The sequence below is a fragment of the Croceivirga sp. ABH4_376 genome, assembly GCF_056160685.1.
In genome coordinates this window covers 1-16,122 of sequence record NZ_JBSWXQ010000011.1, presented here as the reverse complement: position 1 = coordinate 16,122, position 16,122 = coordinate 1, and the positions used below count along the sequence as shown (strand labels likewise).

General features: G+C 39.3%; 15 protein-coding genes. 6 read left to right on the top strand and 9 right to left on the bottom strand.

Features of this window, described 5'->3' with window-relative positions; genetic code table 11:
• From ACXAGS_RS15225 to ACXAGS_RS15205, 5 genes are all read left to right on the top strand, one after another.
• Entirely contained in the window at positions 1-648 is a 648-nt protein-coding gene (locus tag ACXAGS_RS15225; RefSeq protein WP_010519188.1) for an NADH:ubiquinone reductase (Na(+)-transporting) subunit D, read from the top strand.
• A 12-nt stretch (positions 649-660) separates the two neighbouring features.
• The gene (gene nqrE, locus ACXAGS_RS15220) at positions 661-1,407 is read left to right on the top strand and encodes an NADH:ubiquinone reductase (Na(+)-transporting) subunit E (protein WP_474907963.1); all 747 of its coding nucleotides are present in this window, start codon (positions 661-663) and stop codon (positions 1,405-1,407) included.
• Positions 1,408-1,409: 2 nt separating this feature from the next.
• Positions 1,410-2,717 (top strand): NADH:ubiquinone reductase (Na(+)-transporting) subunit F, encoded by a 1,308-nt coding sequence (nqrF, locus tag ACXAGS_RS15215; RefSeq protein WP_474907962.1) that lies wholly within the window; start codon positions 1,410-1,412, stop codon positions 2,715-2,717.
• Positions 2,718-2,814: 97 nt separating this feature from the next.
• Entirely contained in the window at positions 2,815-3,177 is a 363-nt protein-coding gene (locus ACXAGS_RS15210) for a Na(+)-translocating NADH-quinone reductase subunit F (protein WP_474907961.1), read from the top strand.
• Positions 3,174-4,184 carry an FAD:protein FMN transferase gene (locus ACXAGS_RS15205; RefSeq protein WP_474907960.1) on the top strand — a complete coding sequence of 337 codons (1,011 nt, stop codon included), beginning with the start codon at positions 3,174-3,176 and terminating at the stop codon, positions 4,182-4,184. The genes ACXAGS_RS15210 and ACXAGS_RS15205 overlap by 4 nt, the downstream gene beginning before the upstream one ends.
• Before the next feature lie 7 nt (positions 4,185-4,191).
• On the opposite strand, the gene ACXAGS_RS15200 is transcribed toward ACXAGS_RS15205, so the two are convergent.
• Genes ACXAGS_RS15200 through gpmI form a run of 4 tightly spaced genes read right to left on the bottom strand, consistent with a single transcriptional unit; the run spans position 4,192 to position 9,468 of the window.
• Positions 4,192-4,935, bottom strand: a complete 744-nt coding sequence (locus ACXAGS_RS15200; RefSeq protein ID WP_474907959.1) for a class I SAM-dependent methyltransferase — start codon at positions 4,933-4,935, stop codon at positions 4,192-4,194.
• A gap of 28 nt (positions 4,936-4,963) precedes the next feature.
• On the bottom strand, positions 4,964-5,779 hold the full coding sequence (gene map / locus ACXAGS_RS15195; RefSeq protein ID WP_474907958.1) for a type I methionyl aminopeptidase: 816 nt from the start codon (positions 5,777-5,779) through the stop codon (positions 4,964-4,966).
• Between the two features lie 52 nt (positions 5,780-5,831).
• Positions 5,832-7,964 (bottom strand): glycoside hydrolase family 97 protein, encoded by a 2,133-nt coding sequence (locus ACXAGS_RS15190; RefSeq protein WP_474907956.1) that lies wholly within the window; start codon positions 7,962-7,964, stop codon positions 5,832-5,834.
• 1 nt (position 7,965) lies between these two features.
• A complete protein-coding gene (gene gpmI, locus ACXAGS_RS15185; protein ID WP_474907955.1) occupies positions 7,966-9,468 on the bottom strand; it encodes a 2,3-bisphosphoglycerate-independent phosphoglycerate mutase in 1,503 nt (500 codons plus the stop codon).
• 211 nt (positions 9,469-9,679) lie between these two features.
• Between gpmI and ACXAGS_RS15180 the strand changes: the two genes are divergently transcribed.
• Positions 9,680-10,063 carry an ankyrin repeat domain-containing protein gene (locus tag ACXAGS_RS15180; protein ID WP_474907954.1) on the top strand — a complete coding sequence of 128 codons (384 nt, stop codon included), beginning with the start codon at positions 9,680-9,682 and terminating at the stop codon, positions 10,061-10,063.
• A 90-nt stretch (positions 10,064-10,153) separates the two neighbouring features.
• On the opposite strand, the gene ACXAGS_RS15175 is transcribed toward ACXAGS_RS15180, so the two are convergent.
• From ACXAGS_RS15175 to ACXAGS_RS15155, 5 genes are all read right to left on the bottom strand, one after another.
• Positions 10,154-10,321, bottom strand: coding sequence for a DUF6747 family protein (locus tag ACXAGS_RS15175; protein WP_176465448.1), 168 nt, complete (start codon positions 10,319-10,321; stop codon positions 10,154-10,156).
• A 168-nt stretch (positions 10,322-10,489) separates the two neighbouring features.
• On the bottom strand, positions 10,490-11,257 hold the full coding sequence (locus tag ACXAGS_RS15170; protein WP_474907953.1) for a M48 family metalloprotease: 768 nt from the start codon (positions 11,255-11,257) through the stop codon (positions 10,490-10,492).
• 40 nt (positions 11,258-11,297) lie between these two features.
• A complete protein-coding gene (locus ACXAGS_RS15165) occupies positions 11,298-12,029 on the bottom strand; it encodes a M15 family metallopeptidase (protein WP_474907952.1) in 732 nt (243 codons plus the stop codon).
• A 70-nt stretch (positions 12,030-12,099) separates the two neighbouring features.
• Complete coding sequence (locus ACXAGS_RS15160; RefSeq protein ID WP_474907951.1) at positions 12,100-13,248, bottom strand: gliding motility-associated C-terminal domain-containing protein; 1,149 nt, start codon at positions 13,246-13,248, stop codon at positions 12,100-12,102.
• A partial coding sequence (locus ACXAGS_RS15155; RefSeq protein ID WP_474907949.1) for a beta strand repeat-containing protein occupies positions 13,248-16,122 on the bottom strand: 2,875 nt, incomplete at its 5' end. The genes ACXAGS_RS15155 and ACXAGS_RS15160, both read right to left, overlap by 1 nt.

Here is a 16,122-nt window from a genome sequence, read left to right as displayed (position 1 = left end):
ATGGCACTACTTTCAAAAAAGGATGCTAGTCTTATTTCTGACCCATTAGCAGATAATAATCCTATTACCATACAGGTATTGGGTATATGTTCTGCATTGGCAATTACGGCAGAGCTTAAGGCTTCCGTAGTAATGGCAATTAGTGTAATGTTCGTATTGGGGGTAGGTAACGTAGTTATCTCTTTAATGCGTAATGTAATTCCTTCTAAGATTAGAATTATTGTTCAGCTTATTGTTGTGGCAACTTTGGTAATTATAGTAGACCAAGTGCTAAAGGCATTTGCATATGAACTAAGTAAAACATTAAGTGTATTTGTTGGGTTAATTATTACCAACTGTATCATCATGGGGCGTTTTGAAGCTTTTGCTTTGGGGAACGGACCTTGGCGATCTTTCTTGGATGGTATTGGTAACTCTTTGGGTTACGGTATTATTTTAGTAATCGTAGGGTTCTTTAGAGAACTTTTAGGTTCTGGTACGTTGTTTGGATATCCTGTATTGGGCGATCCTATTGAAAAAACCGGACTTTATGCCTTAGGTTACGAAAACAATGGTTTTATGATTATACCTCCGGCGGCACTTATTGTCGTGGGTATCATAATTTGGGTACAACGCTCTAGAAACAGAGCTTTAATAGAAGAAGCATAAAAGAATAGTATTATGTTAGAGCATTTAGAATTATTTTTCAAATCCATCTTTATAGATAATATGGTATTCGCCGTATTCTTGGGGATGTGTTCATACTTAGCAGTTTCTAAAAAGGTTAGTACAGCTGTTGGTTTAGGTGCCGCGGTTATCTTTGTATTAGGTGTTACCGTACCCTTAAACTGGTTATTAGATCAGTATTTATTAAGAGACGGCGCTTTGGCTTGGTTGGGTCCAGAATATGCAGATTATAATTTAGGTTTTTTATCTTTCATCTTATTCATTGCTACCATTGCAACAATGGTACAATTAGTAGAGATTGTAGTAGAAAAGTTCTCTCCATCTTTGTATAACTCACTAGGTATTTTCTTACCATTGATTGCGGTAAACTGTGCTATTTTAGGAGGTTCTTTGTTTATGCAAACTAGAGATATTCCAAATATTGGATTAGCCTTTAATTATGGTATTAGTTCAGGTATTGGATGGTTCTTAGCTATTTTGGCTATTGCCGCTATACGTGAGAAAATAAGATATAGCAATGTACCTGCACCATTAAGAGGTCTTGGTATTACTTTTATTATTACAGGCCTAATGGGTATTGGATTCCAAAGTTTTGGTGGTATGTTAACAGGAGATAACGAACCGCCAGAAGAATCCGCACCTACTACTGCAGAAGTAAAGCAGAAGGAAGAAAAAGATATAAAGAAGGAGCTTGCAGAGGATGATAAAGCAGTTTCTTATAACGAGGTTTTAAACAAGTAGACATGATATTAGCAACAACTGGAGGTACAATTTTAATTACCGTTATTGCATTTTTGGCGCTTACCTTGATTTTGGTAGCGTTACTCTTGTTCACAAAAGAAAAATTGTCCCCATCTGGTCCGGTGACCATCAAAATTAATGGAGAAAAAGAATTGGAAGTTGAATCCGGAGGTTCTTTGTTATCAACTTTAGGTAATAAGAAAATCTTTTTGCCATCTGCCTGTGGAGGTGGTGGTACTTGTATTCAATGTGAATGCCATGTGTTATCTGGAGGTGGCGAGGCTTTACCAACAGAAACACCGCACTTCTCTAAAAAAGAATTAAACCATGGTGCACGTTTAGCTTGCCAAGTAAAGGTTAAGCAAGACATGGAAATTACCATTCCAGAAGAAGTTTTTGGTATCAAAAAATGGGATGCTAAAGTAGTTCGTAACTATAATGTTGCCTCTTTTATTAAGGAATTTGTTGTAGAAATTCCTGAGGAAATGAACTATAAGGCTGGTGGGTATATTCAAATTGAGGTGCCACCTTGTGAGGTAAAATATGCAGATATGGATATTACCGCACACCCAGAAGAGCACGAAACCCCAGATAAGTTCCAAGCAGAATGGGATAAGTTTAATTTATGGCCATTGACCATGAAGAACCCAGAATTGGTAGAGCGTGCTTACTCTATGGCTTCTTATCCTGCAGAAGGTAGAGAAATCATGCTTAATGTACGTATTGCTACCCCACCATGGGATCGTTCTAAGAACGGATGGATGGATGTAAACCCAGGTGTTGCATCGTCATACATCTTTAACTTAAAACCAGGAGACCCTGTAACTATTTCTGGTCCGTTCGGTGAGTTCTTCATCAACGAATCAGATGCGGAAATGTTATACGTTGGTGGAGGTGCAGGTATGGCACCCATGCGATCACACTTATACCACTTGTTCAAAACCTTAAAAACCAACAGAAAGGTTACTTATTGGTACGGTGGTAGATCTAAAAGAGAATTATTCTACCTAGAGCATTTTAGAGCTTTAGAAAAGGAATTCCCTAACTTTAAATTCTATTTGGCACTTTCAGAACCATTAGAAGAGGATAACTGGAAGGTTAAAAAGGATATTAATGACGAAGAAGGAGATGGTTTTGTTGGGTTTATCCACAACTGTGTAATAGATAATTACTTAAACCATCATGAAGCTCCTGAGGATATAGAATTGTATTTCTGTGGTCCACCATTAATGAATAAAGCGGTACAAAAAATGGGTGAGGATTTTGGTATCCCAGATGAAAACATCCGTTTTGATGATTTTGGTGGATAATTAGAAGATGATCCTCTTCCTGTACAGCACAGAGGAATAGAATATGTAAAAACCGATGCGCTGGCATCGGTTTTTTTATTTCTAAATTTATTGTAGTATGAGTAGAGCATTAACGGAGCAAGAATTACATAATATGGCCATGAATTGGGTTGGTAAGCAGCTAGAAAAAGATGGTTTTGAATTTATGGCTATAAATAGTAAACCAAAAAAGAATCCGCAATTTGTATGTTTAAAAAATAAGAACCTACATTTTATCATAGTTCGGCACACACTGCTACCGGATAATCCAAGTCTCTACGAACAAGAAATGGTACATAAAGTTAAAGATCATGCCGTAAAGTTTGAAGCAAAGACATACTATGCGGGTGTGGGTTTTGCTAGTGCACGGGGCGCGGATTATCCGCTGTTGTTAAATGAAGAATATATTGTAGAATATCAGGGATTAATTGAAATCGAATGAAAAAATATTTTGGGTTAGCAGTATTAGGTTTGTTATTTACCTTTTGTACTCCAAAAGATAAGTGGGTAAGAAATGTAACCAATGGCGGTGCTTTGGGCACCACTTATGCCATAACATACCTATCTCAAGAAGAAATGGATTTGAGCAAAGAAATAGACTCCGTTTTCTTGGTTATAAATAAGTCCATGTCTACGTATCAATCGGATTCTGATATTTCTAAGATTAATCAGGCGGACGATAGTACATTGGTAGTGGATCATATGTTCCGTGATGTTTTTAAGTTGAGCAAACAAGTTTTTGAAGCTACCGATGGGGCTTTTGATCCTACTGTGGGAGTATTGGCCAATGCATGGGGTTTTGGTCCCGGAGAACAGTTGAAAATGGACAGCATAAGGGTAGATAGTCTTAAAAATTATGTTGGCTTTGATAAGGTTACTTTAAATAGTGATGGCACTATATCAAAGCATATAAATGGTATTGCGTTTGATTTTAACAGTATTGCCAAAGGGTATACTATTGATCGTTTAGGAGTAGTATTGGATAACCATGGTATTGCTAATTATTTAATTGAAGTAGGAGGTGAGGTATTAGCCAAAGGAAATAATAAACTTACGAACAGGAATTGGGCCATTGGAATTGATGACCCGCAAAGCTTGGAGGTTCGGGTAATAAAAAAGGCGGTATACCTAAAAGATAAGGCTATGGCATCTTCTGGTAATTATAGAAAATTCTGGATTGATGAAAAGACGGGTGAAAAATATGTACACACCTTAGATCCTAAAACAGGTTATCCTAAAAATAGTGCTATTCTAGCAACCTCTGTCTTAGCTAAAGATTGTGCCACGGCAGACGCCTTTGCAACAGCCTTTATGGTAATGGAGCTAGAAGAAACTAAAGCTTTTTTAAAGGATTCAGAATTGGAAGCTTATATTATTTATCTAGACGAAGAAGGGAAAACTCAAGAATTTATGACCACAGGTTTTGCAAAGGCTGTAATCGATAAATAATTGGTTTTTAGGGTTTACGAACAAAAGGTATTATTTCTCCTTTAGCTAGCCTGTAGCGATCTATAAGTTCTTCTTCCAATTCAGCGGTAAAGTCAACAGGGTTAACTTGGAATCCTACAGATTCAAGTGTGGAAAAATAATCTATGCCATAAATTCTAACATGGTCATATTGTCCAAAAATTTTTGCCCTTTCTTTCTTGTCTGTAATGGTGTCATCTTCAAAAGTTGTAGGTCTAGAAAGGTCTTGTGGTATTTGAAAAATTCCCCAACCACCGTTTTTCATTACCCGGTATAATTCGTTCATCGCCTTTTTATCGTCTGGAATATGCTCTAAAACATGGTTGCAAAGAATTACATCGAACTCATTATTTTCAAACGGGAGATTGCAAATATCTGCTTTTACATCTGCCAAAGGCGAATTCAAATCAGTTGTGATGTAGGTTATATTTTCTAATTTTTTAAAACGATGATAAAAGGCTTGTTCAGGTGCAAAATGGAGCACCTTAAGAGGAGCCGAAAAAAAATTCGTTTTTTCTTTTAGAAATAGCCATAATAAGCGATGTCTTTCCAAGGATAGGGTAGAGGGCGATAGGACGTTTTCCCTTGGATTTTCGTACCCATAGGGTAAAAATTTTCTAAAACGCTTACCATCTATGGGGTCTGTGTATTTTTTGCCCTTAAGACCTAGGGCAACCAAAGGCCTAATGTAATAGCTCAGTTTAATAAGCCAAGGCCTTGGAATCAGATTCAAAAAAAATTTAAATAACCGAGATAACAACTTATGACACGTTTACAGATCTAAAAGGTGCTTCTTCATCGGATTGTATTCCTAAAGCATCATAAATGTATTGAAATGTAGAAAGCAATTCTGGTTTTCCATCAATTAGCGCCACATTGTGCTCAAAATGAGCACTAGGTTGGCCGTCTGCGGTCAAGATTGTCCAGCCATCTTTTAATTGCTTAATACGTTTGGTACCCATATTAATCATAGGTTCAATGGCAACTACCATACCATCTGCAAATTTCTTGCCCCTACCACGTTTACCGTAGTTGGGCATCTGCGGATCTTCATGTAATTTGGTGCCCAAACCATGGCCAACCAACTCCCTTACCACGCCGTAACCTTGGTCTTCGCAGTATTTTTGAATAGCATAGCCAACGTCTCCTACGCGGTTACCGTTTTTAAATTCGCTTATACCAACATATAAAGATTCCTTGGTAATCTTTAGTAATTTTCGGGTATCAGGTGCCACTTCACCAACTTCAAAGGTATAGGCATGATCGCCATAGTACCCATTTTTAAGAGCGCCACAATCTACGGAAATAATGTCCCCATCTTTAAGTTCTGTATTATCCGGAATGCCGTGAACTACCTGCGCATTTGGGCTCCAATTAAGTGTGTTTGGGAAATCGTACATGCCTAGAAAACCGGGTTCGGCACCTTGTTCCCTAATAAATTCCTCTGCCATTTTATCCAATTTAAGCGGGTTGGCACCGGGCTTAATTTCTGAAGCCAACATACCCAACGTTTTGGATACCACTAATGCACTTTCGCGCATTATTTCAATTTCTTCTGCTGTCTTAATTTTAACCATAGCCGCAAAGATACACGGTTTAATGCATTTTTCAATCAAGGCAAATCTGCAATTACAATCGCTTTAATCCTTTTATGTCTTGCTTCTGTGTTGCTTCAATAATACTAATTGCATAACCCCCTCCTGGTGCACAGGTTTGTTGTAATTTCGATTTATGCGTGACCCTAAATTTTGTAATGTTATAGGCCTTGGGATTCTTTTTATAATGCGCATCTTTTGCATCACTGTAAAGAGTAGCAACATAGGTTTTGTCCGTATCTAAAAAATTAAAGTTGATTGAAGATGTGCGTGCTTCTTCATCATTTGTACGACCAACAAACCAATTGTTGCTTCCTTTTTCTTTTCTCGCATAGGTAATAAAATCACTTGGTTCTGCTTCTAGAACCAAAGTCTTGTCCCAATCTAATGCCACATCTTTTATAAATTGAAAGGCATCCAAATGTTTGTTATATGTTTCTGGTAAATCTGCTGCCATTTGTAATGGACTGTACATGGTAACATATAGGGCCAATTGCCTAGCAATAGTGGTATTTACCCAAGAATTATTATTGGGATTGTATTGGCTTACATCTGGCTCAAAAATACCAGGGGTATAATCCATTGGGCCACCTACTAAACGTGTAAAGGGCAAGATAGTGGTATGGTCTGGTTTATTGCCCCCGAATGCTTCATACTCTGTTCCACGGGCAGATTCATTCCCAATTAGGTTGGGGTAAGTTCTACTTAAACCAGTAGGTCTAACGGCCTCGTGGGCATTAACCATAATTTTATGCTCCGCGGCCTTTTCAACAGCGTATAGGTAATGGTTAACCATCCATTGGCCATAATGATGCTCCCCTCTTGGTATAATGTCTCCTACATAACCACTTTTGACCGCATTATAATTATTGTCTTCCATAAATTGGTAGGCTTTATCCATAAAGCGTTCATAATTTCTTACGGAACCTGAGGTTTCATGGTGCATCATTAATCGTACCCCTTTGCTTTTTCCATATTCTCTTAACGCAACAATATCAAAATCTGGATAAGGAGTTAAAAAATCAAAGACGAAATCTTTTGATTTGCCAAACCAATCTTCCCAACCTTGGTTCCAACCTTCTACCAATACCTGCTCAAATCCATGTTTAGCGGCAAAATCAATATATTCTTTTACTTTTTTTGTGTTTGCGGCATGTTTGCCATTGGGCGGTAAAGCAGTAAAGTCCGTCTCTCCTAATTTTACACTTGGAATATCCGTATATGCCCAAGAACTTTTTCCGGTAATCATTTCCCACCAAACACCAATATATTTTACGGGTTTAATCCATGATGTATCTGTGTATTTAGAAGGTTCGTTAAGATTTAGGGTGATGTTGGATAATAGAATGTCTCCTGCATTTTTGCTGGCTATCACTGTTCGCCATGGTGTATTTCTTGGCGCTTGCATGTAGCCTTTGTTGCCTAGGGCATCAGGAGTTAAATGCGATTCGAATATATAATCATCCACATTTAATTGTAAATGCATACAAGGGTATTCTACCAAGGCCGCTTCGTGTAAATTAATGTAAACGCCATTGGCCGTTTTAAGCATTAGCGCAGTTTGAACACCCGGTACGGAAAATGGAGACTGAGAGGCATTTGGTGTAATTGCCGTTTGCATTAAACTAGGAATTTCAGATAGTTTGGAGGTGGTATAATCATACTCTTGTGTATCATAATCTCCCGGAATCCAAAATGCGGTATGGTCTCCGGTCATAGCAAATTGGGTCTTCTCTTCTTTAATTACAAAGTAGGTAAGATTATCTTGAGCAGGAAATTCATATCGGAAACCTAATCCATCATCGAACAACCTAAACCGGATATTCATTTTACGGTTGGTGGTAGTTTGGTTAAGAGCCACCAACATTTCGTTATAATGATTTCTAATCGATTTTTGTTCGCCCCAAACCGGTTCCCAACTACTATCTTCAGTAGCTGTTTCAACGGCTATTTGTTCAAAATTTTCTAAAAGCGCTTCTTGGTCTTTTAGCTCAAAACCTAATTTGCTTTTTTTGATTATGTGCTGATTTTCCAGATATAGTTCATAGGTAGGAACACCATCCACAAGTTCAAAAACAAATTTAAAGTCGCCATTTGGCGACTTTAATTCTTGACTATAACCAAACAATGTAATCCCTAAAAATAGAAGGCTACTAAGTAATCTCATTTTAAATTAATGGTTTTTGTGTCATGGCAGCAGGTTGCTCCACACCAATTATTTTTAAAATTGTAGGCGCCAAGTCTCCAAGTACTCCGTCTTTAATAGATTTTCTATCTGGATCTACCAAAATTAACGGCACAGGGTTGGTTGTGTGCGCCGTGTTTGGGCTTCCGTCTGGATTAATCATGGTGTCACAATTACCATGGTCTGCAATAACTAAGGTGCTATACCCATTTTCTAGAGCTGCGGTAATAACATCCCTTGCACAGTCGTCTACGGATTCACAGGCTTTAACGGCAGCTTCCATAACTCCGGTATGCCCTACCATATCTGGGTTGGCAAAGTTTAAACATACAAAATCTGCTTCTCCCTTTTTTAATTCCGGTATAATGGCGTCTCTAATGTCGTATGCGCTCATTTCTGGTTGTAAATCATAGGTAGCCACTTTAGGGGACGGACACAAAATGCGTTCTTCGCCCTCAAAAGGTTCTTCCCTGCCACCATTAAAGAAAAAGGTAACATGCGGGTATTTCTCGGTTTCTGCTATTCTAATTTGCTTTTTACCCGCGTTTGCCAAGGTTTCTCCAAGGGTGTCCTTTATGTTGTCTTTATCATAAACAACTTTAACGCCCTTAAAAGATTCGTCATAATTGGTAAGCGTAACGTAATACAGGTCTAATTTGTGCATGTCTTGCTCAGGAAAATCTTGCTGGTTCAGTGCCATAGTCAATTCCCTTCCCCTATCTGTTCTAAAATTGAAGAAGATAATTACGTCGTCCTTTTCTACCAAACCATTCTTATCTAGAATTATGGGCTCTATAAATTCATCGGTAACATTGTTGTCATAAGACTGCTGCATGGCAGTGCCAATAGCACCTGAAGTGGTACCAATACCTTTAACTAATGCGTCATAAGCCTTCTTAACACGTTCCCATCTTTTGTCACGGTCCATTGCAAAATAACGACCTACAACTGTAGCAATCGCGCTATTTTTATCTTGTATAAAAGACGTAAGGTCTTCCAAGAATGCTTTACCACTTTTTGGGTCTACATCCCTACCGTCTGTAAAGGCATGTATATAGGACTTTGATACCCCAGCGTTATTTGCTGCAGTTACTAAGGCTTTCAAATGATTGATGTGACTATGAACGCCACCATCACTTAACAAGCCTAAAAAATGTACTTTCTTATTGTTTTCTTTAGCATACGCAAAAGCATCCTGTAAGACAACCTCGTCTTTTAGGGTATTCTCTGCTACCGCTTTATTGATTTTAGCCAAATCTTGATAAACTATTCTACCCGCACCAAGGTTCATGTGGCCTACTTCACTATTCCCCATTTGTCCTTCTGGTAAACCAACGTTCGTACCATCTGTTAATAGATTAGCGTTTGCATATTTGGTATACAGGGAATCAATAAAGGGTGTATTGGCTTTATCTATTGCAGAAACTTTAGGGTCTGGAGACTTTCCCCAGCCATCTAATATCATCAAGATTGCTTTGTTGTTCATGTCTAAAAAAAATTGAGTTTCAAAAATAGGGCATTGTATTTATAAGTGCTAGGAATTGCTTGTATTTCCTAACTACATTATTTACAATAATCTAGTGCTAAAATTGCCAACTTGTTAAAGTTTAGTTATATAACTGTTAATCCGGTAACAATTACTGATTTATACCGTCTCTTTGTTATATCAATTAATTCATCAATAAAAAACAAACATCATGAAAAAAACAGTTCTATCTCTAGGGATGGCCATGGCATTTTTATGCACAGTTCCATCAGCAATCGCAAACGAAAATTCTAAAAATGTTGAAGGTGTAACGTTACATTCCGCTGCAGCAGCATCTTTTTGTAAAGCGATAATAAAAGGCGATATCAATAGGGTTCAAGAAATGATAGATGCAGGGGAAAATTTAGATAAGAAATATTTAGGTAAAACGCCCTTACATTATGCGGCACGATACAACAGACCAGAAATTCTGAAACTATTAATTAAAAAAGGCGCAAATCTTAAAAAGCGTTGTGATCAAGGGTTTACCGTAAAAAAATATGCAGAAATGGCAAATGCCTCCAAGGTTATTGCTATTTTGAATAATGCTTCTTAAAAGCTTATAAAATCAAAAAATATAAAACCCGTTGCCAAGCAACGGGTTTTTTTATTTCCTATAGTGTTCTCGTAAAAGGAAATGTGCGTGTTAAAATCTAAAACCGGTTATTGCCCTGTACATGAATGCGTACATTGCAACAAAAATCATTCCTGCGCAGAATATGGAATATGCTTTTAAAAGCACTACCAAAAATTCTGGCTTGCAGTTCTCAAATGCCCTGAAGTATACGTTTTTAAAGTCTAATAGTGTCCCCATGTTGTAGTTTTTTTTAGTTGAGCTACAAGGGGCTAAGTCACTGTCGATAAGATTTGGTCACATAAAGATACGCATTTTCGATAGAACAAATCAAATGATCGGTGAAATGTTACTTTTCTTCGATTGTAACCATAATATTTTATTAAAAACGACGTTGGTCACGTTTGTTTAAGCGCCTTGGTATTTTTTAATACTTTCTTTTATTTTTTCTATTCTGTTAGCAGGGTCTGGGTGGGTGCTTTGAAATTCAGGAACTCGGTTAGGACCGGCAGCTTGCTTTAAAATTTTCATTACTTCAATCATTTCATATGGATCGTATCCAGATTTAATCATTAACAAAACGCCTAAATCATCACTTTCCAATTCATCTCCACGACCATTTTTTAACAAGGTATTTTGGCCAATAGCCCCAACAATGCTACCTGCATCTGCACCAACAGAGGCACCCATGGCAATATTCTGCCAATATTGGCTCTCCGCAATACGTTCGGCAGAATGCCTACCAATAACATGACCAATTTCATGCCCCATAACACCGGCCAATTGTGCTTCGTTCAATTGCTTAAACAAAGCATAGGTTATAAAACATTGGCCACCAGGTAGTGCAAATGCATTTATGGTTTGGTCATCTGCCAACAAATGAAAATCGTATTTATAAGGTGTGTCCTTGGCTATGCTGTTTCTAACCAGTTTATTGCCCACGGCATCTACAAAGGCTTGTAATTGCTCATCTGGATACAAACCACCATGTTGCTGTGCCATTTCGGGAGCACTTTGCAGACCAATGGCAATTTCTTGCTCCGGTTCCATGGTTATGTGTTGTTCCCTACCCGTATACGGATTGGTTTCTGTGTTACTGCATTTGTTAAAGTATGCAAAGGCTACAATAGCCAGACCGATTAAGATTCGGATTTTCCAATTTCCTCTACCTCTCATAATGTTAATGTTTAGCGAAGGAAAGTTACAAAAAAGCAGGTTACAACAAATCGGGGTTAATATCCAAAATATTATTGTGTATGTATTCCATTAAAAAACCTCTGGTAAAATGCTCGGAGCCTTCCATTTCGGCTTGTGAGAGTAACTTTAGTATATTTAATTTTCGGTATTGCTTTAACATGGGTTTGGATAAGGGAGCGTAGCTATAATGCCAAGGTTCGTATTTAAAACCTTTTCTAAAATAACTATCCGTATAAACCAGATGAAAGCCAAAGCTTTGAGCATGTTCATCTAACCACAATTTAAATTTTTCAAATGGGCCGCCAGCTTCAAATTTGGAAGGAACCAAAACATCGCCGGTTACTTTTGCATAGCCATCTATAATATCCATATCCGTACCCCAATGGTGCCTACTGGTACCAGGTATTGTAGAATATTCTATGATCTTTGCCATGGCATCTAAAGGTTTCATGCCTTGTTGGGTGTATTTGATGTACTTGCGTTCCCAAATGGCCTTTTGCCGGTCATAACTACGATAGCTAGAGACCGTCTTTAAATCGAACCCATCTTGGTAGGCTGCCTTTTTCATTAAAACAAAAGCATCGTGCGCCTCTTTGCGGAGGTTAATGCCTTTTCCAAACAATTCTATATCTGCTTGTCCTAAAAGCTCTTTTGTTGTGTAAAACGTATCTTGTTTGTTAAAAAAGGTCGGTAGGGTTGTAAGTGCCATGCCGGCCATAGAACTACGTTTTATAAAGCTTCTTCTCTGCATTAATCGTTTGTTTACGGTGAAGGTATAGCAATAACGTTAAATGCTTTGATAATATTTTAGCTAATTAACTTTAATTATTGATAGGAGTTAGATAGAAAAACCCTTGATACATTTCTCCATCATCCTTATTGGTTAGTATATAATAATAAATTCCAGAGGCCAAACCTTTAGAACGGGTTATGGCGTTCTCCACATTGGCATACCCAACAAAGTCCGAAGTGTAATTTTTTATTTTGTAGACCAAAATGCCATATCTATTGTATACTTCTAAAATATTGTTGGGCATTTCATCAATGTTTTCAAAAGTTAGCGCATCATGAATTCCATCTCCGTTAGGACTAATTAATTGACTGCTAATTTCAAATTTAGGGTTTGAATTGGCAATAGTGCCAAAAGTTACAGCCGTATAATCCGGGCCATCAAATATATAGGAAGTTATTGTGCCATTTTCCATAGTGCCGGTGGTTCCCGATTTGCCTAAATAATGCCATTCTTGCTCCACTCGATGCCATCCTACAACTATTATATTATCAATATCTTCAATGGTCTCGCTAGAAGTTGTTCTGTTATCCCAATGCAATGTTACTTGTAATGCACCCATTGCATTTTCTATTTCCCATATTTCTTGGTTTTCTATTGTTCTGATGGATGATTCTTTCTGATTTATTGAATAATTAGACTGAAAAGAATCGTCGTTTTCAACCCATTTGTACATACTTTTTAAATCAAAGCTCGTTTCTGAAAAAGCTACTTCAATTGGCCGGTAATAGTCTGATGTTCCCAAAGGCAGTACAAATTGTGACTTGGCTAGGCTTTGAATGGGAGTAATAGCTTTGGATTGGTCTGAAGCTCCAGTATGAAAGGCACTTTCATTAAAAGTTAGTAAAGGCGCCTCAATGGTTCCAATTGAATTAATATTTCCAGAAACAAAATTTAAATTGTTTTCAATTGTTGACAATGTATTTAAAGTAATGCCATCTGGATTGAAAACTTCCATATCATAAAAATCTACGGGTAACGAACCGTTGATTGTCTGATTGTTGTTTCCATAAAAACCAATTAGCCCTTGGTTAAGCTCTAAAGTGGCATTATTATCAAGATTTGAAAATATACCAATTTGAGCTTCTTCAAAAAGTTGTAAGCCACCATCATGCCTTAGCACTTCTTGAGCGCTGATTGAATAAAGGCCTAACAAGAATATTAAAAGAATAGTTCTCATTATATCTGACTTATAAGTTGCCAATTAGTTCCATCACTCTGAATCCAAATTACTTTCTGTAAGGGAACAAGTGTAATATCTACTCCTAAAAGATTTTTATAAAGACTTATGCTTACGGCTAAGGCAGTTGGGTTTTTTATAATATACATTCTACCCTTGCAGCTAGAAGCGGCGGGAAGGGTAATGGTATGGTTACCTCCAATGATTATAGTGTGGTGGGTTTCGTCTAAAGTTAAATTTCCGGTGGTAACGTCTATTGGTGTTGCCAGTGCCCCACTAATATTTATGCCTTCTGCCTTTATTTCGCCAGCAACATCTAATTTACTTGTTGGGGGATTTGCCCCGTCTCCGATGCCTATATTTCCAGTTCCGGTAAAAGCAATATCGCTTCCATTTTGATTCACGGTTCGTACAACAGCAGCCGGTAAAGTTAAGTTTGCATTGGCAAGGTTGGCTAAAGTTGAATTATCCGTCGCAATAGTTGTTCCCGTAATGGTAATTCCCGCTCCAGCAGAGTAGGTGGTATCATCGTCACCATCGGCTAGACCAAGAGGAATATTGGCCAAATCACCAAAATCACCTGAGAAATCATCAGTACTGTCCAAATCTAAGTTGGCTGGAACGCCAGTCAAATCAGCCCACGCCCCAGAAAAGTCATCTGTAGAATCCAAGTCTAAGTTAGCAGGAACCCCTGTCAAGTCGGCCCAAGCACCAGAAAAGTCATCGGTACTGTCCAAATCTAAGTTGGCTGGAATACCTGTCAAATCGGCCCACGCACCAGAAAAGTCATCGGTAGCATCGGTATCCAAATTAGTTGGGATGCCAGTAATATTTGCCCATGCAGGCGCAATTGTAGAATTATCCGTAGCGATGGTTGTACCTGTAATGGTAATTCCCGCTCCGGCGGAATAGGTGGTATCATCATCACCATCGGCAAGACCAGCAGGAATGTTGGCCAAGTCACCAAAGTCACCTGAGAAATCATCTGTAGCGTCCACGTCTAAGTTGGCCGGAACACCTGTCAAATCACTCCATGCTCCAGAAAAATCATCGGTGGCATCGGTATCTAGATTGGCCGGAATTCCTGTTATGTTTGCCCATGCAGGCGCAATGGTGGAATTATCTGCTGCGATGGTTGTTCCTGTAATGGTAATTCCCGCTCCAGCGGAGTAAGTGGTATCGTCATCTCCATCAGCAAGTCCCACAGGGATGTTGGCCAAGTCACCAAAATCACCAGAAAAGTCATCGGTACTGTCCAAATCTAAGTTGGCTGGAATACCTGTCAAATCGGCCCACGCACCAGAAAAGTCATCGGTAGCATCGGTATCCAAATTAGTTGGGATGCCAGTAATATTTGCCCATGCAGGCGCAATTGTAGAATTATCCGTAGCGATGGTTGTACCTGTAATGGTAATTCCCGCTCCGGCGGAATAGGTGGTATCATCATCACCATCGGCAAGACCAGCAGGAATGTTGGCCAAGTCACCAAAGTCACCTGAGAAATCATCTGTAGCGTCCACGTCTAAGTTGGCCGGAACACCTGTCAAATCACTCCATGCTCCAGAAAAATCATCGGTGGCATCGGTATCTAGATTGGCCGGAATTCCTGTTATGTTTGCCCATGCAGGCGCAATGGTAGAATTATCCGTAGCGATGGTTGTTCCTGTAATTGTAATTCCCGCTCCAGCGGAGTAGGTAGTATCGTCATCACCATCGGCTAGACCAGCAGGAACATTGGTTAAGTCTCCAAAGTCACCCGAGAAATCATCGGTGCTATCCAAATCTAAGTTAGCCGGAACACCTGTCAAATCAGCCCATGCTCCAGAAAAGTCATCGGTGGAGTCGGTATCCAAATTAGTCGGTAAACCAGTAATGTTGCTCCAAACCGGTGCAATAGTGCTATTGTCCACTGCAAATGCGGTTCCCGTTAAGCTTAAGCCCGCTCCAGCCGAGTAAGTGGTATCGTCATCACCATCGGCTAGACCAGCAGGAACATTGGTTAAGTCTCCAAAGTCACCCGAGAAATCATCAGTACTGTCCAAATCTAAGTTGGCTGGAATGCCAGTAATATTAGCCCATGCAGGCGCAATGGTAGAATTATCCGTGGCAATCGTTGTGCCTGTAATGGTAATTCCCGCTCCAGCAGAGTATGTAGTATCGTCATCACCATCGGTAAGACCAGCAGGGATGTTGGTCAAGTCACCAAAGTCACCTGAGAAATCATCAGTACTATCTAAATCTAAGTTGGCCGGAACACCTGTCAAATCAGCCCAAGCACCAGAAAAATCATCGGAGGAGTCGGTATCCAGATTAGCCGGTAGACCAGTAATGTTGCTCCAAACCGGTGCAATAGTGCTGTTGTCCACTGTAAATGCGGTTCCCGTTAAGCTTAAGCCCGCTCCAGCGGAGTAGGTGGTATCATCATCACCATCGGCTAGACCAACAGGGATGTTGGCCAGGTCTCCAAAGTCTCCAGAAAAGTCATCTGTAGCGTCCAAGTCTAAGTTGGCCGGAACACCTGTCAAATCGGCCCAAGCACCAGAAAAATCATCGGTACTGTCCAAATCTAAGTTGGCTGGAACGCCAGTCAAATCGGCCCACGCCCCAGAAAAGTCATCAGTACTGTCCAAATCTAAGTTGGCTGGAATACCAGTAATATTAGCCCATGCAGGCGCAATGGTAGAATTATCTGCTGCAATGGTTGTACCTGTAATGGTAATTCCCGCTCCAGCGGAGTAGGTGGTATCATCGTCACCATCGGCAAGTCCAACAGGAATGTTGGTCAGGTCTCCAAAGTCTCCAGAAAAGTCATCTGTAGCGTCCAAGTCTAAGTTGGCCGGAACACCTGTCAAATCGGCCCAAGCACCAGAAAAA